The sequence below is a fragment of the Shewanella sp. 10N.286.52.E4 genome (assembly GCF_041468785.1).
Taxonomy (GTDB): domain Bacteria; phylum Pseudomonadota; class Gammaproteobacteria; order Enterobacterales; family Shewanellaceae; genus Shewanella; species Shewanella electrodiphila.
The window spans coordinates 18420-32972 of the sequence record NZ_JBFRJJ010000043.1 but is presented as its reverse complement, the minus strand read 5'-3'; the positions used below and the strand labels follow the sequence as shown (position 1 = coordinate 32972).

Annotated in this window: 17 protein-coding genes; 5 read left to right on the top strand and 12 right to left on the bottom strand. The window is 39.6% G+C overall.

The window, feature by feature from the left end; genetic code table 11:
* The first annotated feature begins 17 nt into the window (after nt 1-17).
* The 3 genes from AB4153_RS19040 (at nt 18) to AB4153_RS19030 (ending at nt 1595) form a co-directional block, all read left to right on the top strand.
* Nucleotides 18-353, top strand: coding sequence for a YraN family protein (locus tag AB4153_RS19040; protein ID WP_102527687.1), 336 nt, complete (start codon nt 18-20; stop codon nt 351-353).
* A gap of 79 nt (nt 354-432) precedes the next feature.
* Complete coding sequence (locus tag AB4153_RS19035) at nt 433-1026, top strand: phosphoheptose isomerase (RefSeq protein ID WP_102527688.1); 594 nt, start codon at nt 433-435, stop codon at nt 1024-1026.
* Complete coding sequence (locus AB4153_RS19030) at nt 1023-1595, top strand: BON domain-containing protein (RefSeq protein ID WP_102527689.1); 573 nt, start codon at nt 1023-1025, stop codon at nt 1593-1595. The genes AB4153_RS19035 and AB4153_RS19030 overlap by 4 nt, the downstream gene beginning before the upstream one ends.
* Before the next feature lie 281 nt (nt 1596-1876).
* Here the strand turns inward: AB4153_RS19030 and trpS are convergent, their stop codons facing one another.
* Genes trpS through rpe form a run of 3 tightly spaced genes read right to left on the bottom strand, consistent with a single transcriptional unit; the run spans nt 1877 to nt 4318 of the window.
* A complete protein-coding gene (gene trpS, locus AB4153_RS19025) occupies nt 1877-2878 on the bottom strand; it encodes a tryptophan--tRNA ligase (RefSeq protein ID WP_102527690.1) in 1002 nt (333 codons plus the stop codon).
* A 34-nt stretch (nt 2879-2912) separates the two neighbouring features.
* A complete protein-coding gene (locus AB4153_RS19020) occupies nt 2913-3641 on the bottom strand; it encodes a phosphoglycolate phosphatase (RefSeq protein ID WP_248956548.1) in 729 nt (242 codons plus the stop codon).
* 2 nt (nt 3642-3643) lie between these two features.
* Complete coding sequence (gene rpe, locus AB4153_RS19015; protein WP_102527692.1) at nt 3644-4318, bottom strand: ribulose-phosphate 3-epimerase; 675 nt, start codon at nt 4316-4318, stop codon at nt 3644-3646.
* Between the two features lie 308 nt (nt 4319-4626).
* On the opposite strand from rpe, the gene AB4153_RS19010 reads away from it, so the two are divergent.
* Together AB4153_RS19010 and AB4153_RS19005 are read left to right on the top strand one after the other, a co-directional pair.
* On the top strand, nt 4627-4995 hold the full coding sequence (locus tag AB4153_RS19010; RefSeq protein WP_229370911.1) for a hypothetical protein: 369 nt from the start codon (nt 4627-4629) through the stop codon (nt 4993-4995).
* Nucleotides 4995-5177, top strand: a complete 183-nt coding sequence (locus AB4153_RS19005; RefSeq protein ID WP_102527694.1) for a DUF2970 domain-containing protein — start codon at nt 4995-4997, stop codon at nt 5175-5177. Before AB4153_RS19010 ends, AB4153_RS19005 begins: the two co-directional genes overlap by 1 nt.
* A gap of 50 nt (nt 5178-5227) precedes the next feature.
* Here AB4153_RS19005 and AB4153_RS19000 read toward each other — a convergent pair whose 3' ends face one another.
* The 9 genes from AB4153_RS19000 to AB4153_RS18960 form a co-directional block, all read right to left on the bottom strand.
* Nucleotides 5228-6067 (bottom strand): Dam family site-specific DNA-(adenine-N6)-methyltransferase, encoded by an 840-nt coding sequence (locus AB4153_RS19000; RefSeq protein WP_248956550.1) that lies wholly within the window; start codon nt 6065-6067, stop codon nt 5228-5230.
* A 98-nt stretch (nt 6068-6165) separates the two neighbouring features.
* The gene (locus AB4153_RS18995; protein WP_371998386.1) at nt 6166-7638 is read right to left on the bottom strand and encodes an AAA family ATPase; all 1473 of its coding nucleotides are present in this window, start codon (nt 7636-7638) and stop codon (nt 6166-6168) included.
* A 45-nt stretch (nt 7639-7683) separates the two neighbouring features.
* Complete coding sequence (gene aroB, locus AB4153_RS18990) at nt 7684-8760, bottom strand: 3-dehydroquinate synthase (protein WP_102527697.1); 1077 nt, start codon at nt 8758-8760, stop codon at nt 7684-7686.
* Between the two features lie 8 nt (nt 8761-8768).
* A complete protein-coding gene (gene aroK, locus AB4153_RS18985) occupies nt 8769-9284 on the bottom strand; it encodes a shikimate kinase AroK (RefSeq protein ID WP_102527698.1) in 516 nt (171 codons plus the stop codon).
* A 298-nt stretch (nt 9285-9582) separates the two neighbouring features.
* Complete coding sequence (locus AB4153_RS18980) at nt 9583-11631, bottom strand: type IV pilus secretin PilQ (protein WP_371998385.1); 2049 nt, start codon at nt 11629-11631, stop codon at nt 9583-9585.
* Nucleotides 11632-11652: 21 nt separating this feature from the next.
* Nucleotides 11653-12168, bottom strand: coding sequence for a pilus assembly protein PilP (locus AB4153_RS18975; RefSeq protein ID WP_371998384.1), 516 nt, complete (start codon nt 12166-12168; stop codon nt 11653-11655).
* Nucleotides 12168-12785, bottom strand: coding sequence for a type 4a pilus biogenesis protein PilO (locus AB4153_RS18970; RefSeq protein ID WP_102527701.1), 618 nt, complete (start codon nt 12783-12785; stop codon nt 12168-12170). Before AB4153_RS18970 ends, AB4153_RS18975 begins: the two co-directional genes overlap by 1 nt.
* Complete coding sequence (locus tag AB4153_RS18965) at nt 12782-13360, bottom strand: PilN domain-containing protein (RefSeq protein WP_102527702.1); 579 nt, start codon at nt 13358-13360, stop codon at nt 12782-12784. Before AB4153_RS18965 ends, AB4153_RS18970 begins: the two co-directional genes overlap by 4 nt.
* Entirely contained in the window at nt 13348-14427 is a 1080-nt protein-coding gene (locus AB4153_RS18960; RefSeq protein ID WP_102527703.1) for a pilus assembly protein PilM, read from the bottom strand. Before AB4153_RS18960 ends, AB4153_RS18965 begins: the two co-directional genes overlap by 13 nt.
* Nucleotides 14428-14553 lie beyond the last annotated feature (126 nt).

The following is a 14553-nucleotide window of genomic DNA, read 5'->3' as shown; positions in this document are numbered from 1 at the left end:
ATATCCGTTAAATACAAATGAGCCAAACTAACGCTGGGCAACAAGCTGAATCATTAGCTCGAACTTACCTTGAACAACAAGGTCTACAGTTTGTGACTCAGAACCAGCGTTATCGTTTTGGTGAAATAGATTTAATCATGCGAGATAAGCAATATTGGGTTTTTATTGAAGTTAAATTTCGCTCTTCAACTCAATTTGGTGGTGCGTTAAATGCATTATCGGCAGGCCAAATATCTCGTATTAGAAAAGCTGCTGAGCAATATTTACAAACTCATAAAATCAATGCCCCATGCCGCTTTGATGTCATTGCCATTAATGGCCAAGACATACAATGGTTACAAGGGTGTTTTTAAATAGACAATTTTAGCTATAATGCTGCCTAGATAGTGATTTAAGCATGATAGCAACACTTTACCGAGTAAGGATTTAACCATGTTAGAACGTATTAAAGACAGCTTCACAGAGTCAATTCAAACTAAAATTGATGCTGCTGAAGCATTACCAGAGTCGATTGAAAAAGCGGCTGAAATGATGGTTCAATGCCTGTTAAGCGGTAACAAAATTCTTGCATGTGGTAATGGCGGTAGCGCTGGCGATGCACAGCATTTCTCAGCAGAATTACTTAACCGTTACGAAATTGAACGCCCACCGTTACCAGCCATTGCTTTAAGCTGTGATACCTCAACGATTACTGCTATCGCCAACGATTACAGCTACGATGAAATTTACTCAAAGCAAATCATGGCGCTAGGACAACCTGGTGATATTTTATTGGCGATTTCAACCAGTGGTAACTCTGGTAACGTAATTAAAGCGATGGAAGCAGCTTTAGGTCGCGATATGACTATTGTTGCGTTAACCGGTAAAGATGGCGGCGCAATGGCAGGATTTATGAGTGAAGGCGATGTTGAAGTTCGCGTACCTTCTAACGTGACTGCACGTATTCAGGAAGTTCACTTATTAGTCATTCACTGTTTATGTGACAATATTGACCGCACTCTGTTCCCTCAGGACGAGCAAGCATGATAAAAGCAGTTCTTGCCATTGCAATACTGTTCCTGCTTCAAGGCTGTGCAGGTGTTGTAATGGTTGGTGCTGTTGGCGGTGCAAAAATGGCCAATGATGAGCGTAGTATGTCTACGCAAATCAGTGATACTAATGCCGACTTTAATATCACCAGTGCACTATCAAAACATCAAGATATTAATAGCCAGACCAACATTACTGGTGTGGTGTTAAACAGTAATGTGTTGATGATTGGCCAGTCTCCTAATTCTATGCTCCGCGACAAAGCCGTAAGAGTAGTACAAGAGTTAGAAATTGGCGGTAAGCTGCATAACCAAATTCGTATTGGTAACCCCACTTCATTTACTACACGCAGTAACGATACGTGGATCACCACTAAAGTTAAAACCCGCATGTTGAATGAAACAGAGTTAGATGTCACTCGGGTAAAAGTGGTCACCGAAAATGGTGAAGTGTTTCTGCTTGGCATAATTGCTCGCGATCAAGCAGATCTTGCAGTTGAGGTGACTCGTAACACCTCTGGTGTGAGAAAAGTGATTAAAGTATTTGAATATATAGACGCTGATTAAGCGCTGTTAATCAAGATATAGCACTCGCTTATGACTTTATGGTTAAACATGATATTGAGTCAGGCCGATTAGCCGCACTTAATTTACCTGAGATTTTAATCGGGTTTAACTTTAGTTGTCAGCAACATCGCTAAAATGAACTTACAATAGCGTGCTTTATTAACGACTAAAAATGCAATCTCAAAAAGTCTCAAGGCTTGATAAAGTCGCAGCAAAATCAGAGACAAAAAAGCCAGCATTTATGCTGGCTTGTTTTTACAATTAAAATACTTAGCTAATCGTTAGACGATCATACCGATTTTTTCGTACACTTTTTTAATCGTTTCTTCTGCACGAGCTTGCGCTTTTTCAGCACCAGCTTTAAATACCGCATCAAGGTACTCTTCATCCGCTCTAAACTGACGGAAACGCTCCTGCAGTGGTTCAAGCATTTCAACAACCGCTTCACCCGTTGCCACTTTTAAATGGCCATACATTTTGCCTTCAAAGTCTTTCTCAATAGACTCAATTGACTGACCGTTACAACCTGACATTAGGCTCAATAAGTTTGATACACCCGGTTTTTCGTCAACATCGAAACGAACAACAGGTGGCTCTTCGCTGTCTGTCATCGCTTTTTTAACTTTCTTCATAATCGCTTTAGGATCATCAAGTAAACCAATAACGTTATTACGGTTATCATCTGACTTGGACATTTTTTTGGTTGGCTCTTGCAGTGACATCACCTTAGCGCCCGTTTCTGGAATAAATGGCTCAGGTACTGCAAACGTATCACCATAAGCATTATTAAAACGTGTCGCGATATCACGAGTCAGTTCTAAATGCTGTTTCTGATCTTGGCCTACAGGCACTTCATTTGCTTGATAAAGCAAAATATCAGCTGCCATCAATACAGGGTAATCAAATAAACCCACATTGATGTTATTGGCATGTTTTTGCGACTTGTCTTTAAACTGCGTCATGCGGTTCAGTTCACCCATTTGGGTGTAACAATTTAACGCCCAGCTTAATTGCGTGTGCTGCGGCACTTGTGACTGTAGGAACACAGTACTTTTGTCAGGGTCGATACCACAAGCAAGATAAACTGCTAACGTGTCATAACAAGCTGCACGCAGTTTTTCAGGATCTTGTCGTACAGTAATTGCATGTAAATCAACTACACAATAAATACAATCATGGCTATCTTGCATGTTAACCCACTGACGAAGCGCGCCCATGTAGTTTCCGATACTTAGCTCACCTGATGGTTGAGCACCACTAAACACGATAGGTTTTGCAGTCATTTGTTTTATTGCTCCATTGATCTAGCAGTTTGTTTTAGCCGTTAGTGTTAACTGAAGGTAATAAGGCTAAAATCTGATTAAATTGTTCGCATACCGCAGTTGGGCCGCTCAGCCCAATATCTTCACCGTAGTTGTACCCATAGGTCAAGCCTATTGAGCTTACTCCAGCTGCTTTTGCCGCAAATATGTCATTTTTTGAATCCCCAACCATTAATAGTTGTTCGGGTTCAAGTTGCCATTCATTTAAAATATGCGTTAATGGCAGAGGGTCTGGTTTCATTTTATCCAGCGAATCCCCTCCCAAAACCAAACTAAATAATTTATCTATTTCAAACGCCGTTAATAGCGGAACGGTAAATCGATAAGGCTTATTGGTCACGATTGCTAGCGGGTAACCTGAAACTTTAAGGGTATTTAATGTCTCTAGTACACCCACATAAAGCTGACTATGCTTTTGCAAGTGCAGCTGGTAATGCTTCATAAAAACAGGCATTGCAGCATCAAGCGCGTCTTCAGAAACTGATGTAGACTCTGCAACAGAAGGCGATAGTATCTCACCTGCTGTATAAGCATGATGTAATGCACGCAGCATTAATACCCGAGCGCCATTGCCAACCCAGTTTCTAACTTGTTGTTCAGTACAAGTGGAAAGGTTGAGCTCGGCCAATGTGGCCTGCGTTGCCGCAGCCAAATCTGGCACGCTATCGATAAGCGTGCCGTCTAAATCAAAAGCGATGGCTTTAATTTTAGAGAAGTCAGCCATAATTACGCGTCAACTTTAGCCAGTTCACTGCGCATTTCATCAACCACAGTTTTATAATCTGGTTGATTGAAAATAGCCGAACCTGCTACAAACATATCTGCACCTGCAGCTGCGATTTCTGCAATATTATCAACTTTAACACCGCCATCAACTTCAAGACGAATATCAAAACCACTCGCATCGATTTTGGCGCGAACTTGTTTAAGCTTATCTAGCGTTGATGGAATAAATGATTGTCCGCCAAAACCTGGATTAACTGACATCAATAGGATGACATCTAGTTTGTCCATGACATGGTCAAGATAATGCAGTGGTGTACCTGGGTTAAATACTAAACCAGCTTTACAACCTGATTCTTTAATAAGTTGTAGACTGCGGTCTACATGCTCTGATGCTTCAGGATGGAAAGTGATGATAGAAGCGCCGGCTTTGGCAAAATCAGGAATAATACGATCAACTGGCTTCACCATTAAATGCACATCAATATCAGCAGTTATGCCGAAATCACGTAGCGCCTGACAAACCATAGGACCAATCGTTAAGTTAGGCACATAATGGTTATCCATAACATCAAAGTGAACAACGTCAGCCCCTGCATCTAATACGGCTTGAACATCATCACCTAAACGGGCGAAATCGGCTGATAAAATAGATGGGGCAATCAGAAATGGACGCATAGTCTTCTCGAAGCGATTAAAAGTGGCATTATTTTACCCTCTGCAGAGAAAACGCTCTAGTCACAAACAGTAATAAAACTTTGCTAAGTCCAATAAATGTAAATATTAATAATCTGTAAGTATTAAATTGATCTAGATCACACTCAATGGATGTTCATTAACTAGACAAATTTGCTATAATGCGACTTACGTCACTGTGTCTTTTATGAATATATAGTTTCTGATCTCTACATCTTGTTGGATCGTATACCGTTATTCGAGACATGTTTATTTATTGATTCTGAAAGTATGAGACAAGGATAGCCCTTATGATGTGCAGTCAGCGAAAAATGAACACCCACCAAACAGGTAAGGTGACGTTAAAGCCTGTGTTAAGTATTTTTTCTGCTAGTGCATTAATGTTCGTTGCATACTTTGCAGCATCAGATAGTCGCGACCAGCTACTAGCTGAAAACTGCGCATGTTCAGACACTGCAACCTACAACTCAAGTCTCCCGAGCAGCCACCCTAACAACCGTTGTGCAACTCAATCTGATAATGTCAGCTGGGGAAGCTGGGTGACAGGTAATAGCCGCTCAAGTCAATTCCATTTTTTAGACTTGCTCGAACTCCTACATGGTAGCGAAAAAAGCAAACCTATCAGTGATATACCTGCAAATAATCCAAACACCATTTAATGTCTATTTGGCGAGTATTTACCAGCACTGTAGCCGCATTTTTTGGGGTGCAAACTGAAGATAATCGCCAGCGTGATTTTCAGAAAAATAATTCGCCACTGCCTTTTATCTTTATGGGAATCGCTTTAGCCGCACTAATGATCTTGTCGTTAATCTTTATCGTCAATCAAGTATTAAGCTAAAGACAATAAGCCAAAGTTAACCATTCATTATTCTCAAAGCTTGAACGAGATTAATCTATCACTTCTTGATAGTGATGATCATATAGCGCCATGATTTCATCGACTTTCTTACGCGAACTGCCTTTTTGACTGATATTACGCTGCACTGCAATCGAGGCTAACTTTGCGCCGCGATAAAGCTCGCGAGTAAGCGGAATGTCATGATTACTGATCAACACAGGAATATCACGTTCAAGAGCTGTATGACGAGATTGTCTCGCTAAAAGCGCTTGGTCATCAAGACTAAAGCCTGGCCCTACGTATGTTGTAAAGCTAGCAGTTGTTGATAAAGGCGCATATGGCGGGTCGCAATAAATCACATCACCTGTTGTAGACATCTCAAATGCTTGTTCATAACTCACACAGTGAAATGTTGCCTTTTGCGCTTTAATGGAAAAGTAGCGAAGTTCATCTTCTGGGAAATACGGTTTTTTATAAGAACCAAAAGGAACATTAAAACCGCCTTTTCTGTTATAGCGGCATAAGCCATTAAAACCATGTCGGTTCATATAAAGAAAGTAAACTGAACGCTTAAAGGGATCTTTGGTTTGATTAAACTCAGTTCGAATGCGGTAATATTGTTCTTTGTCATTCATTTCCGGTACAAACATCGCTTTCGCTGCTGCAATGTAGGTTTCCGGTTCATTTTTGACAATATTATAAAGATTAATCAGGTCATGATTAATATCGCACAGCAGATACTCTTCATATTCCGTATTTAAAAATACAGATCCTGCACCAACAAAGGGCTCTATTAACCTCTTACCTTGCGGCAAGTGTTTTGCTAGCTCGTCAACGAGTTTAAATTTTCCACCCGCCCACTTAAGAAAGGCTCTATGCTTTTTAGTCATGAATACCAGTTACTAGCAAAATTAAAGCTGATGATTGTACTCTTTTTAATAAGAATAATCATTGTTTGAATCATAGAAACGAATGGCTTTTTAAGCGATTAATTCGATTTGATTTCATATCCCTTAAGATCGCTCCACTTCCTTATCCATGGTGCACTCAAACCCAGATCCTGTTGTAAATTGTCAGATTGTTTTTGAGCCTCTATAACACTATCAAATTGACCAAACAGGACAATATGGCGCTGCTTGAAGTTTGCTTGTTCTAATTGCAGTTCGTTTTGCTGTATCTGACTTAGTTTTGACACGATAGCTTCTAACGATTTTTCATCACGCACACTGGCAATTTGTAAGGTATATCCTGCTCTGCCAGTTAATAAAGCTGAATCTTGTTGTACTGCCACATCAATGCTACTGACTTCAAGCTTATCTCGTTCAACAATAGTGATATCTTCATCAACATCAGCAACTTGAACATCATGATTTACGTTACTGTCCACGTCAGCATCACTCATTGAGAGATGTATATTATTGCTCGCGCTATCCTCTTGTGAAGATAAACCCATTTTGTCAACTGGCTCACTCCCCTCATCATCCAGCGAGGGATTAATAGGAAGCATTGATTCAATAACTTTATCACCCACTAAATTAGAGCCTTGCTTGGATGGTATTTCTTCAGGCTGGATCTTAATAGCAGCAGATATTAATGACAGGCCATAATGATGTATGAACCATTGAGCGCGGCTCGTTGGTAGCTGATACTCTGCAAATACGATTTTTGGCTCATTTTCAGCTTGTTGATCGTTTTGAGTTAAATAGATGGCAATACCTATCCCTGCCATTGCCATAAATACAAATAGTGAGACTAACCAATGCAAGTATTTGGGCCATGACTTTATTTCTTCGGGCTTATCTTCCAAAGCTTTTTTAAGTAAATCGAGAACTTCTGCAGGTGTGCCATGTTGCTTTTCAATTTGTGCTTGTATTATTTCACGAGGAATAAAGGGGGTTTTATGACTTCTAATTAATAATGTCCGATAAAGCCCTTCACGTTCTGCAAGCGATAATGGTTCCACTTCTACATTCAATAGCAATGATTGCATCGAATCTGTGAGCTCAAGATTGAGTTCAGTTAAGGAGTCTGGCTCAATCGTAAAAGTAATTGAAATAGGTTTACCCGCACATTTCAATTGCGTTAGCACTAAACATTCTGCCCATAACTCTCGCGGCATATATTGCGCATCGTCAATAATAATGTGTAACGGCTTAGTTAAACTCGACTGGATCCTCAGCAAAGTGTCTGCCAAGGGTAATGCGTCATCGAAAATGGGCGATGAGATCAATTGAATGAGGATTTTTCGACGAATTTCAGCACTTTCAGCATGCATAGGACAGATAACTAACGCTGAATTATAGTTATCAAGCTCACTTGCGAGGGCTGTCACTAAGGTTGTTTTACCTGAACCTCTTACCCCTGAAACAAGCACAAGTTGCTCGCTATAACTCGCGATATGCTCTAGTCGCTGAACTAACGATTCTTGCGAAGGTAACAAAAGTGTTTGTTGGATATCCACAAGCCCACCATTAGACTTACACTAACATTTAAACTGCGCTACAACTTAAACTTGACTGATGACTTCTGCGAGCAATGACTCTTTTACATCAGAAAATACTTCAGCAGTGCCTATTGAAGTCGGTAACACCAAACGAATTTGGCCCGCTAACACTTTTTTATCTCGTCGCATGTGTTTGATATAGCTATCAAACGTCATGTTTTCAGGCGAAGTTATTGGTAAGTCAAACGCTTGCATTATGCGAGTGACTCTATCAAAGTCGGTTTGCTGAATTAAGCCTAACTTTAATGATGTTAAAGCGGCCATAATCGTGCCAGTTGCTACAGCTTCACCATGCAACCATACGCCATAGCCCATTTCAGCTTCAATCGCATGACCAAATGTATGCCCGAGGTTCAATAACGCTCTAACACCACGTTCAGTTTCATCTTCAGCAACGACATCCGCTTTAATTTGACAACATCTAGCAATGGCATAGGTTAACGCATCTTTATCAAGCGTCTTAAGCGGCTCAACATTTTGCTCTAGCCAGCTAAAAAAGTCAGCATCCCAAATGATACCGTACTTAATGACTTCAGCCATTCCCGCAGCAAACTCTTTTGCAGGTAAAGTTGATAAACAATTGGTGTCAATTAGTACTGATTGAGGTTGATAAAATGCCCCAATCATATTTTTTCCCAAAGGATGATTCACAGCGGTTTTACCGCCAACAGAAGAGTCAACCTGAGACAGCAGTGTTGTGGGAAGCTGTATAAACTCCACACCTCGCTGATAGCAAGATGCAGCAAAGCCAGCCATGTCACCAACGACACCGCCACCTAATGCAACTATCACACAATCACGTGCAAAATTATTTTCTAGTAACGCAGAAAATATTAAATCCAAATGTGTGAGATCTTTATATTTCTCACCATCAGGAAGCACAACAACACCCAGTTCACCACAACTGACCATAGCTTGTTGGACTTGTTCTAAGTACAACGGAGCTATAGTGTCATTGGTGACTATGAGTGCTTTTTTACCAGAAAGGTAATCGGAGAGATAAGTATTTTGCTGCAATAAATTCTGGCCAATAAAAATGGGATAACTTCTTATACCTAATTCAACCTGAACTTGTTGCATAAACCTACCTAAAAACCGAGTTGCTCAATGATTTGATTTGCGACTATTTTCGCACTTTGCTCATCTGTCTTAACGATAACGTCTGCAATCTCTTCATATAAAGGATTACGAACATCAGCAAGATTTTCAAGCACTTCGCGTGGATCATCAACCTGTAGTAACGGTCGACGTTTATCACGTTGAGTACGAGCCACTTGCTTATCGATTGTAGTCTCTAGGTATACAACAATACCTCGAGCCGACAAATGATTACGAATGTCTTTACTTTGTACAGATCCGCCGCCAGTAGCTAGGACAATGCCCTGCTTTTCCGACAGGTCGGCGATGACTTGAGCTTCACGTACACGAAAGCCTTCTTCGCCTTCTACGTCAAACACCCAGGCAATATCTGCACCTGTGCGTTGCTCAATCTCGTGATCTGAATCGTGGAAATCTAAATGCAGCATTTGGGCCAAATGGCGACCAATTGTGCTTTTGCCTGCGCCCATTGGGCCTACCAGAAAAATATTGCGTTTTTCAGCCATTATATATACGTCTGAATCTTATATGAAATGTATGCCTTATCGACTTAAACTCAAGCCGACCTATAATTTAACCTTGCTCTAATGAGACTTGACGACGGATTATCTCAGTTATAGGGCTATTGTTGCAAGTCATGTTGATGAATTAAACACAGATTCTTCAAAATAAATCCATCATGCAAGTTAAAACCCTCAACAGCACAGAATGAGAAGATTAAGCTTTTACTAATAAAATTAATCAGCTACCTAAATTTCAGACAAAAAAATACCAGCAAAAGCTGGTATTTTTATCAAACTAATTTTAAAGTTTTTCAGTTACAATTTTTGGTGTTACAAAAATAAGTAGTTCTTGACGCTCATTACTATCAGACGTATTTCTGAATAAGAAACCCACTAGAGGAATATCGCCTAAAACTGGGACTTTACTGACTCGGCTAATCAAACTTTGCTGATAAATACCACCAAGCACAATCGTTTCCCCATTATCAACTAATACCTGGGTTCCGATACGTTGTGTATCAATCGATACAGCTTCACCTGTACCTGTCTGAACGGTTTCACCTCGAGTATCTTGAGTAATCTCTAAATCAAGAATGACACGGTCATCAGGGGTAATTTGTGGTGTAACTTTTAGGGATAATACCGCTTTCTTAAAGGTTACCGTTGTTGCGCCACTTGATGCTGACTCAACATATGGGATCTCAACACCTTGTTCGATATAGGCTGACTTTTGATTTGACGTTGTAATACGCGGGCTAGCAATAATCTCGCCTTTGTTTTCCTGTTCTAATGCACTTAACTCTAAATCAAGTACAGTACCATCTGCCATTTTCGCAACACTAAATGCAATACTTGCCGCATTAGTCGCTGAAGAAGGTAAATTCACATTTAAGCGATCGCTCAATGCAGGAATAACACCTGTTACAATATCATTTGCACCTTCCAGTGAGCCTGAAGTCCCTTTATCACCTTGCTGATCTGTGATGCCCCAACGTATTCCTAAATCTTCTGAAACGTTATCCTTAACAGTCACCATACGGGCTTCAATCAACACCTGCTTAATCGGTATATCAAGGACTTCAACTAGACGATGAATTGTCTCTAAAGACTCGGCAGTATCTTTAACTAACAAAGTATTGGTTCGCTCATCAACAGCAACGCTGCCCCGATTCGATAGCAAGCTTGAATCTGCACTCTTCATCAATTCAGCAATATCAACTGCTTTTGCATAGTTTACTTGAATGTATTCAGAATAAAGCGGAGCTAACTCTTTAACTTCTTGTTGATTTGCTAAATCTTGTCTTTCTCGTATTGCCAACTCTTCACTTGGCGCAACCATCAAGATATTACCTTCAATACGCTTATCAAGACCTTTTGTTTGTAAAATTAAGTCTAGCGCCTGATCCCAAGGTACATCATCTAAACGAAGGGTAATGTTGCCCTCAACTGTGTCACTTGTAACTAAGTTAAAATCATTATAATCAGCAATAATCTGTAAAACAGTTCTCACCGAGATATTTTGAAAGTTCAGCGATAATGAGCGGCCATTATATTTCTTATCTTCTTTAGCTACTGCAGCACGCTCAACTTTATTAATACTAACTTTAAAAACATTGCCTTCTTGTTTGTAGTTGTAATCGTAGTTGCCATCGACATCAACCATAATACGAGAAGTTAAATCATCTTTAAAAGTTTCAAAACTGGTCACTGGAGTATTAAAGTCTTGTACATCCATGACATACAGATGCTCATTTTTAATATCTGTATTATAAAGCTTCACTTCTAACTTCGAACCCACTTGGGCAACATTTGCTGCAACTGAGCGATTATTCAAATGTATCAGTAAGTCTCCACCACCCGCTTTGTTACGGCGAAAATCAATAGTATCAATGCCATTAACAAAAGGGTTATCAGCATTATCAGGGCCTGAAGCCGTATCATTGACAGTTAAACGGTAGGTATTGCCAACCACTTTTCCTTGATACGGTTTCACTTCAGTTAAATCGACAACAACATTTAAAGACCCATCGACTTGAGTTGTTTTTAATCCTTCAACACCGACTCTATCAATAGTGATGTCATCTTTTTCAAGGTTTGAAATGCTGTCTTCAAAACTTAAAATGATTTGCGCTGGTGATCCTGATAAATCAACTTCAGGTTTATCAAGCGCGGACTCGAATACAAGTTCTAATTCTAATTGGTGATCGACAACAGAATGGTATTTTACATCCATTAACTTATTGGCGGCTATTGCACTTGGAAGTGCGCCCATCATTAAAACAACACTTAATACTGCTTTAAATAGTGAGACTTTTTTTGTCGATGTTTGCATCGCGGCAGAAGATTTCATTATTCCCTCATCCTTCGCACATTATTTGCCTGTTAATTCTAAGTTACTTGCTCTTTCAGCCCAGCAACCAGAACCATCAGGAATTAATTCTATAATTTCAATATATTGCGGTGTCACTTTATCGATTTTCCCATGATAAAGTCCAAGATACTCACCGACCCCTAAGCGATATACGTTTGCATCAGATGACTCTACTAAAGCCCAAGTCGTGCCATCTTCACTTAACGTACCGCGCATTCTTAAATTGTCTATCGCATATGTTTCTAAGCGCCCCTTACGGCGTTTCAAATCAGGTTGTAGACAATTTCTACTGGTATCCACCACTTCTTCGGTAAGCTCTCGTGAAGGTGGTACAAAAGGACTGCGCATTAACTCTGCTTGATAGGCAAAGTGTTCAAACTTAGGTGTTTCTTTTAACGGAGGAATACGAGCAATATGCTGCGCTTTAGTTGTTGTCACAAACAACTCTAAATCACTGCGATCACCAATACAGCCAGTTAACATCAATACCACCAACAACAAAGGCAAGAATTTCATTATTTCTTCCCCTTATTTTGATCTGCTGGTAATTGTGCACCTTCTTTAAATCGATAGGTTTTCGCGAGAATATCCATCGATAAACTTCCACTTTCATCACGCTTGATAACAAAGTCATGCAAGCTAACGATACGAGGTAATTTTGCTACACCGCTGACCATATTACCTAGTTGGTGATAATCACCGACTACGGCCAGCTTAATTGGGAACTCCAAATAGAAGTCGCGTTCGATTTCAGTATCCCAATCCAGACTGTTAATACGTAAACCAGCATCGGTCGCAACAAAGGTGGTGTCATCCAATAGGCCTGGCATTTCATTTTCAGAAGGTAGCATTTTTAGCAATTCTGCAAATTGCGCTTCCATTACCACTAACTGCTCACGATATAATTTCAAATTTGCAGCTAGACGATATTTACTTTGAAAGTCTTCCCTTAAGGTAATTTCTTTTCTTTCTTCTGTATCGAGTACATCTAATGCATCAGATACGAACAAGTAATAACTCGCTCCCATCACTGTCAATGAAAGAAAAACGGCAAAAACAACTTTGACTAAAGTAGGCCAACCACCAATGTTTTCAAAATCAATATCATTAAACTGCTCTAAGTCGAGATTCATTTTCGACCTCCTTCAGTTGAATCCATTGGTAGAGTGTCATCAAAAATGGTCACTCTTAATCTGAACTTCTGTAATTGTCTTAAATTTTCGTTTTGACTAATGATCGACTGCATGCTTGGATCATTTAAATATTGCGATGTTTTGACTTTTCTCATCATATTCGCAACGTTGTTATTTGATTCACTGCGACCTTCAATCCAAAGTAAGCTACCTTTCTTTTCAATACTTGAAAGATATATTCCTGGTGGAACGATACGCACGAGTTCATCTAAAACATGTGTCGGCAAATTACGAGATTGCTGTAGGTTTAATATAATCTTAGTACGTCTTTCAATATCTTTCTTGCGTGCAGTAATTTTTCTTATTTCTGCGATTTGGCTATCAAGAAAAGATATTTCAGTCTGAAGATATGCATTTCGTTGACGTTGATCATCAGTCACAACCTCAATAAAGCTTAATGCTAAAAATACAATTAAACACGTCACTAAGAAAACTAACGCTAATATACCTATATAATCTCGTTTTTGTTTTTCTCTGGCCTCTTCACGCCATGGAAGTAAGTTTATGTTCGCCATTGAGCGTAACTCCTAAGCGCTAAACCACAGGCAACCATATATTTACTAATACTAGGCTCTAGCTGGTTTTTAATATCAACATCAGCATGTAAACAACCTTGGAATGGGTCTGCAACAATTGAATGCACCCCTAATTCATTAGTTAATAATGCTGTCATGCCTTCAAGTTTTGCCGTTCCGCCACTTAAGACAATATAATCAACTTTATCTTTACCACTGGCTGTACAATAAATTTGAAGCGTTCGTTTAATTTGCTGCAATAACTGTGTTTGGAAAGGTGATAACACCTCAAACATATAATTGCGTGGTAACTCACCGGTTATTTTGGCATTTTCAGCTTCATCATAAGACATGCCGTAAAACGATAAAATTGATTGGGTAAATAGTTCACCACCAAATGCTTGCTCGCGAATAAAAGTTGTTTCGCCATGCTCAACCACTGCAAAGGTAGTCATATTGGCACCAATATCCACCAAAACCACAGATTTTTCGTTAGCACCTTCAGGTAGCTGAGCAAGAATCAACTCAGATGACCGACCTAAAGCATAAGCTTCAACATCGACAACCTTAGTATCAAGTTCAATTGCATCCAAAGAATCCATTCTGGAATCAATATTATCGGTACGACAAGCACTTAATAGCACATCAACTTTCGTCGGGTCAGTTGTGTTGGCATTGAGTGTTTCAAAATCGATACTCACTTCATCGAGTGAATAAGGGATAAGGTTATCTGCTTCAATTTCAATCTGTGCTTCCATTTCTTCTTCATTTAATGAAGCGTCCATGTAAATCACTTTTGTCATTACAGCAGAGCCAGAGACCGCAACAGCAGCAGACTTAATTCCTTTTGGCAGTCCACGCCTTATATGCCTTAATGATTCAATTACCGCTTCAGCATCACGGATCTCATGATCGACAACTGCACCTTTTCTCAAAGGAGCAGATATATAGTTTAGAATTTTATATCCATCAGCGGTCTTGCTAAGCAAAATGGCTTTTACTTCATGAGAACCAATATCGATTCCAACCATTTGCGGAGCCTGACGCTTCCAAAATTTAGAAAGCATATTCCGTCATCGCATTTATTTTTTTATATTTTAAAATAGATTAGCACAAAATCAACTCGTTATAAGTATTTGTATTAAATGTTTCTAAATTTTACAACTTGTTTTTTTTTGTTTTCATGTTTTTAC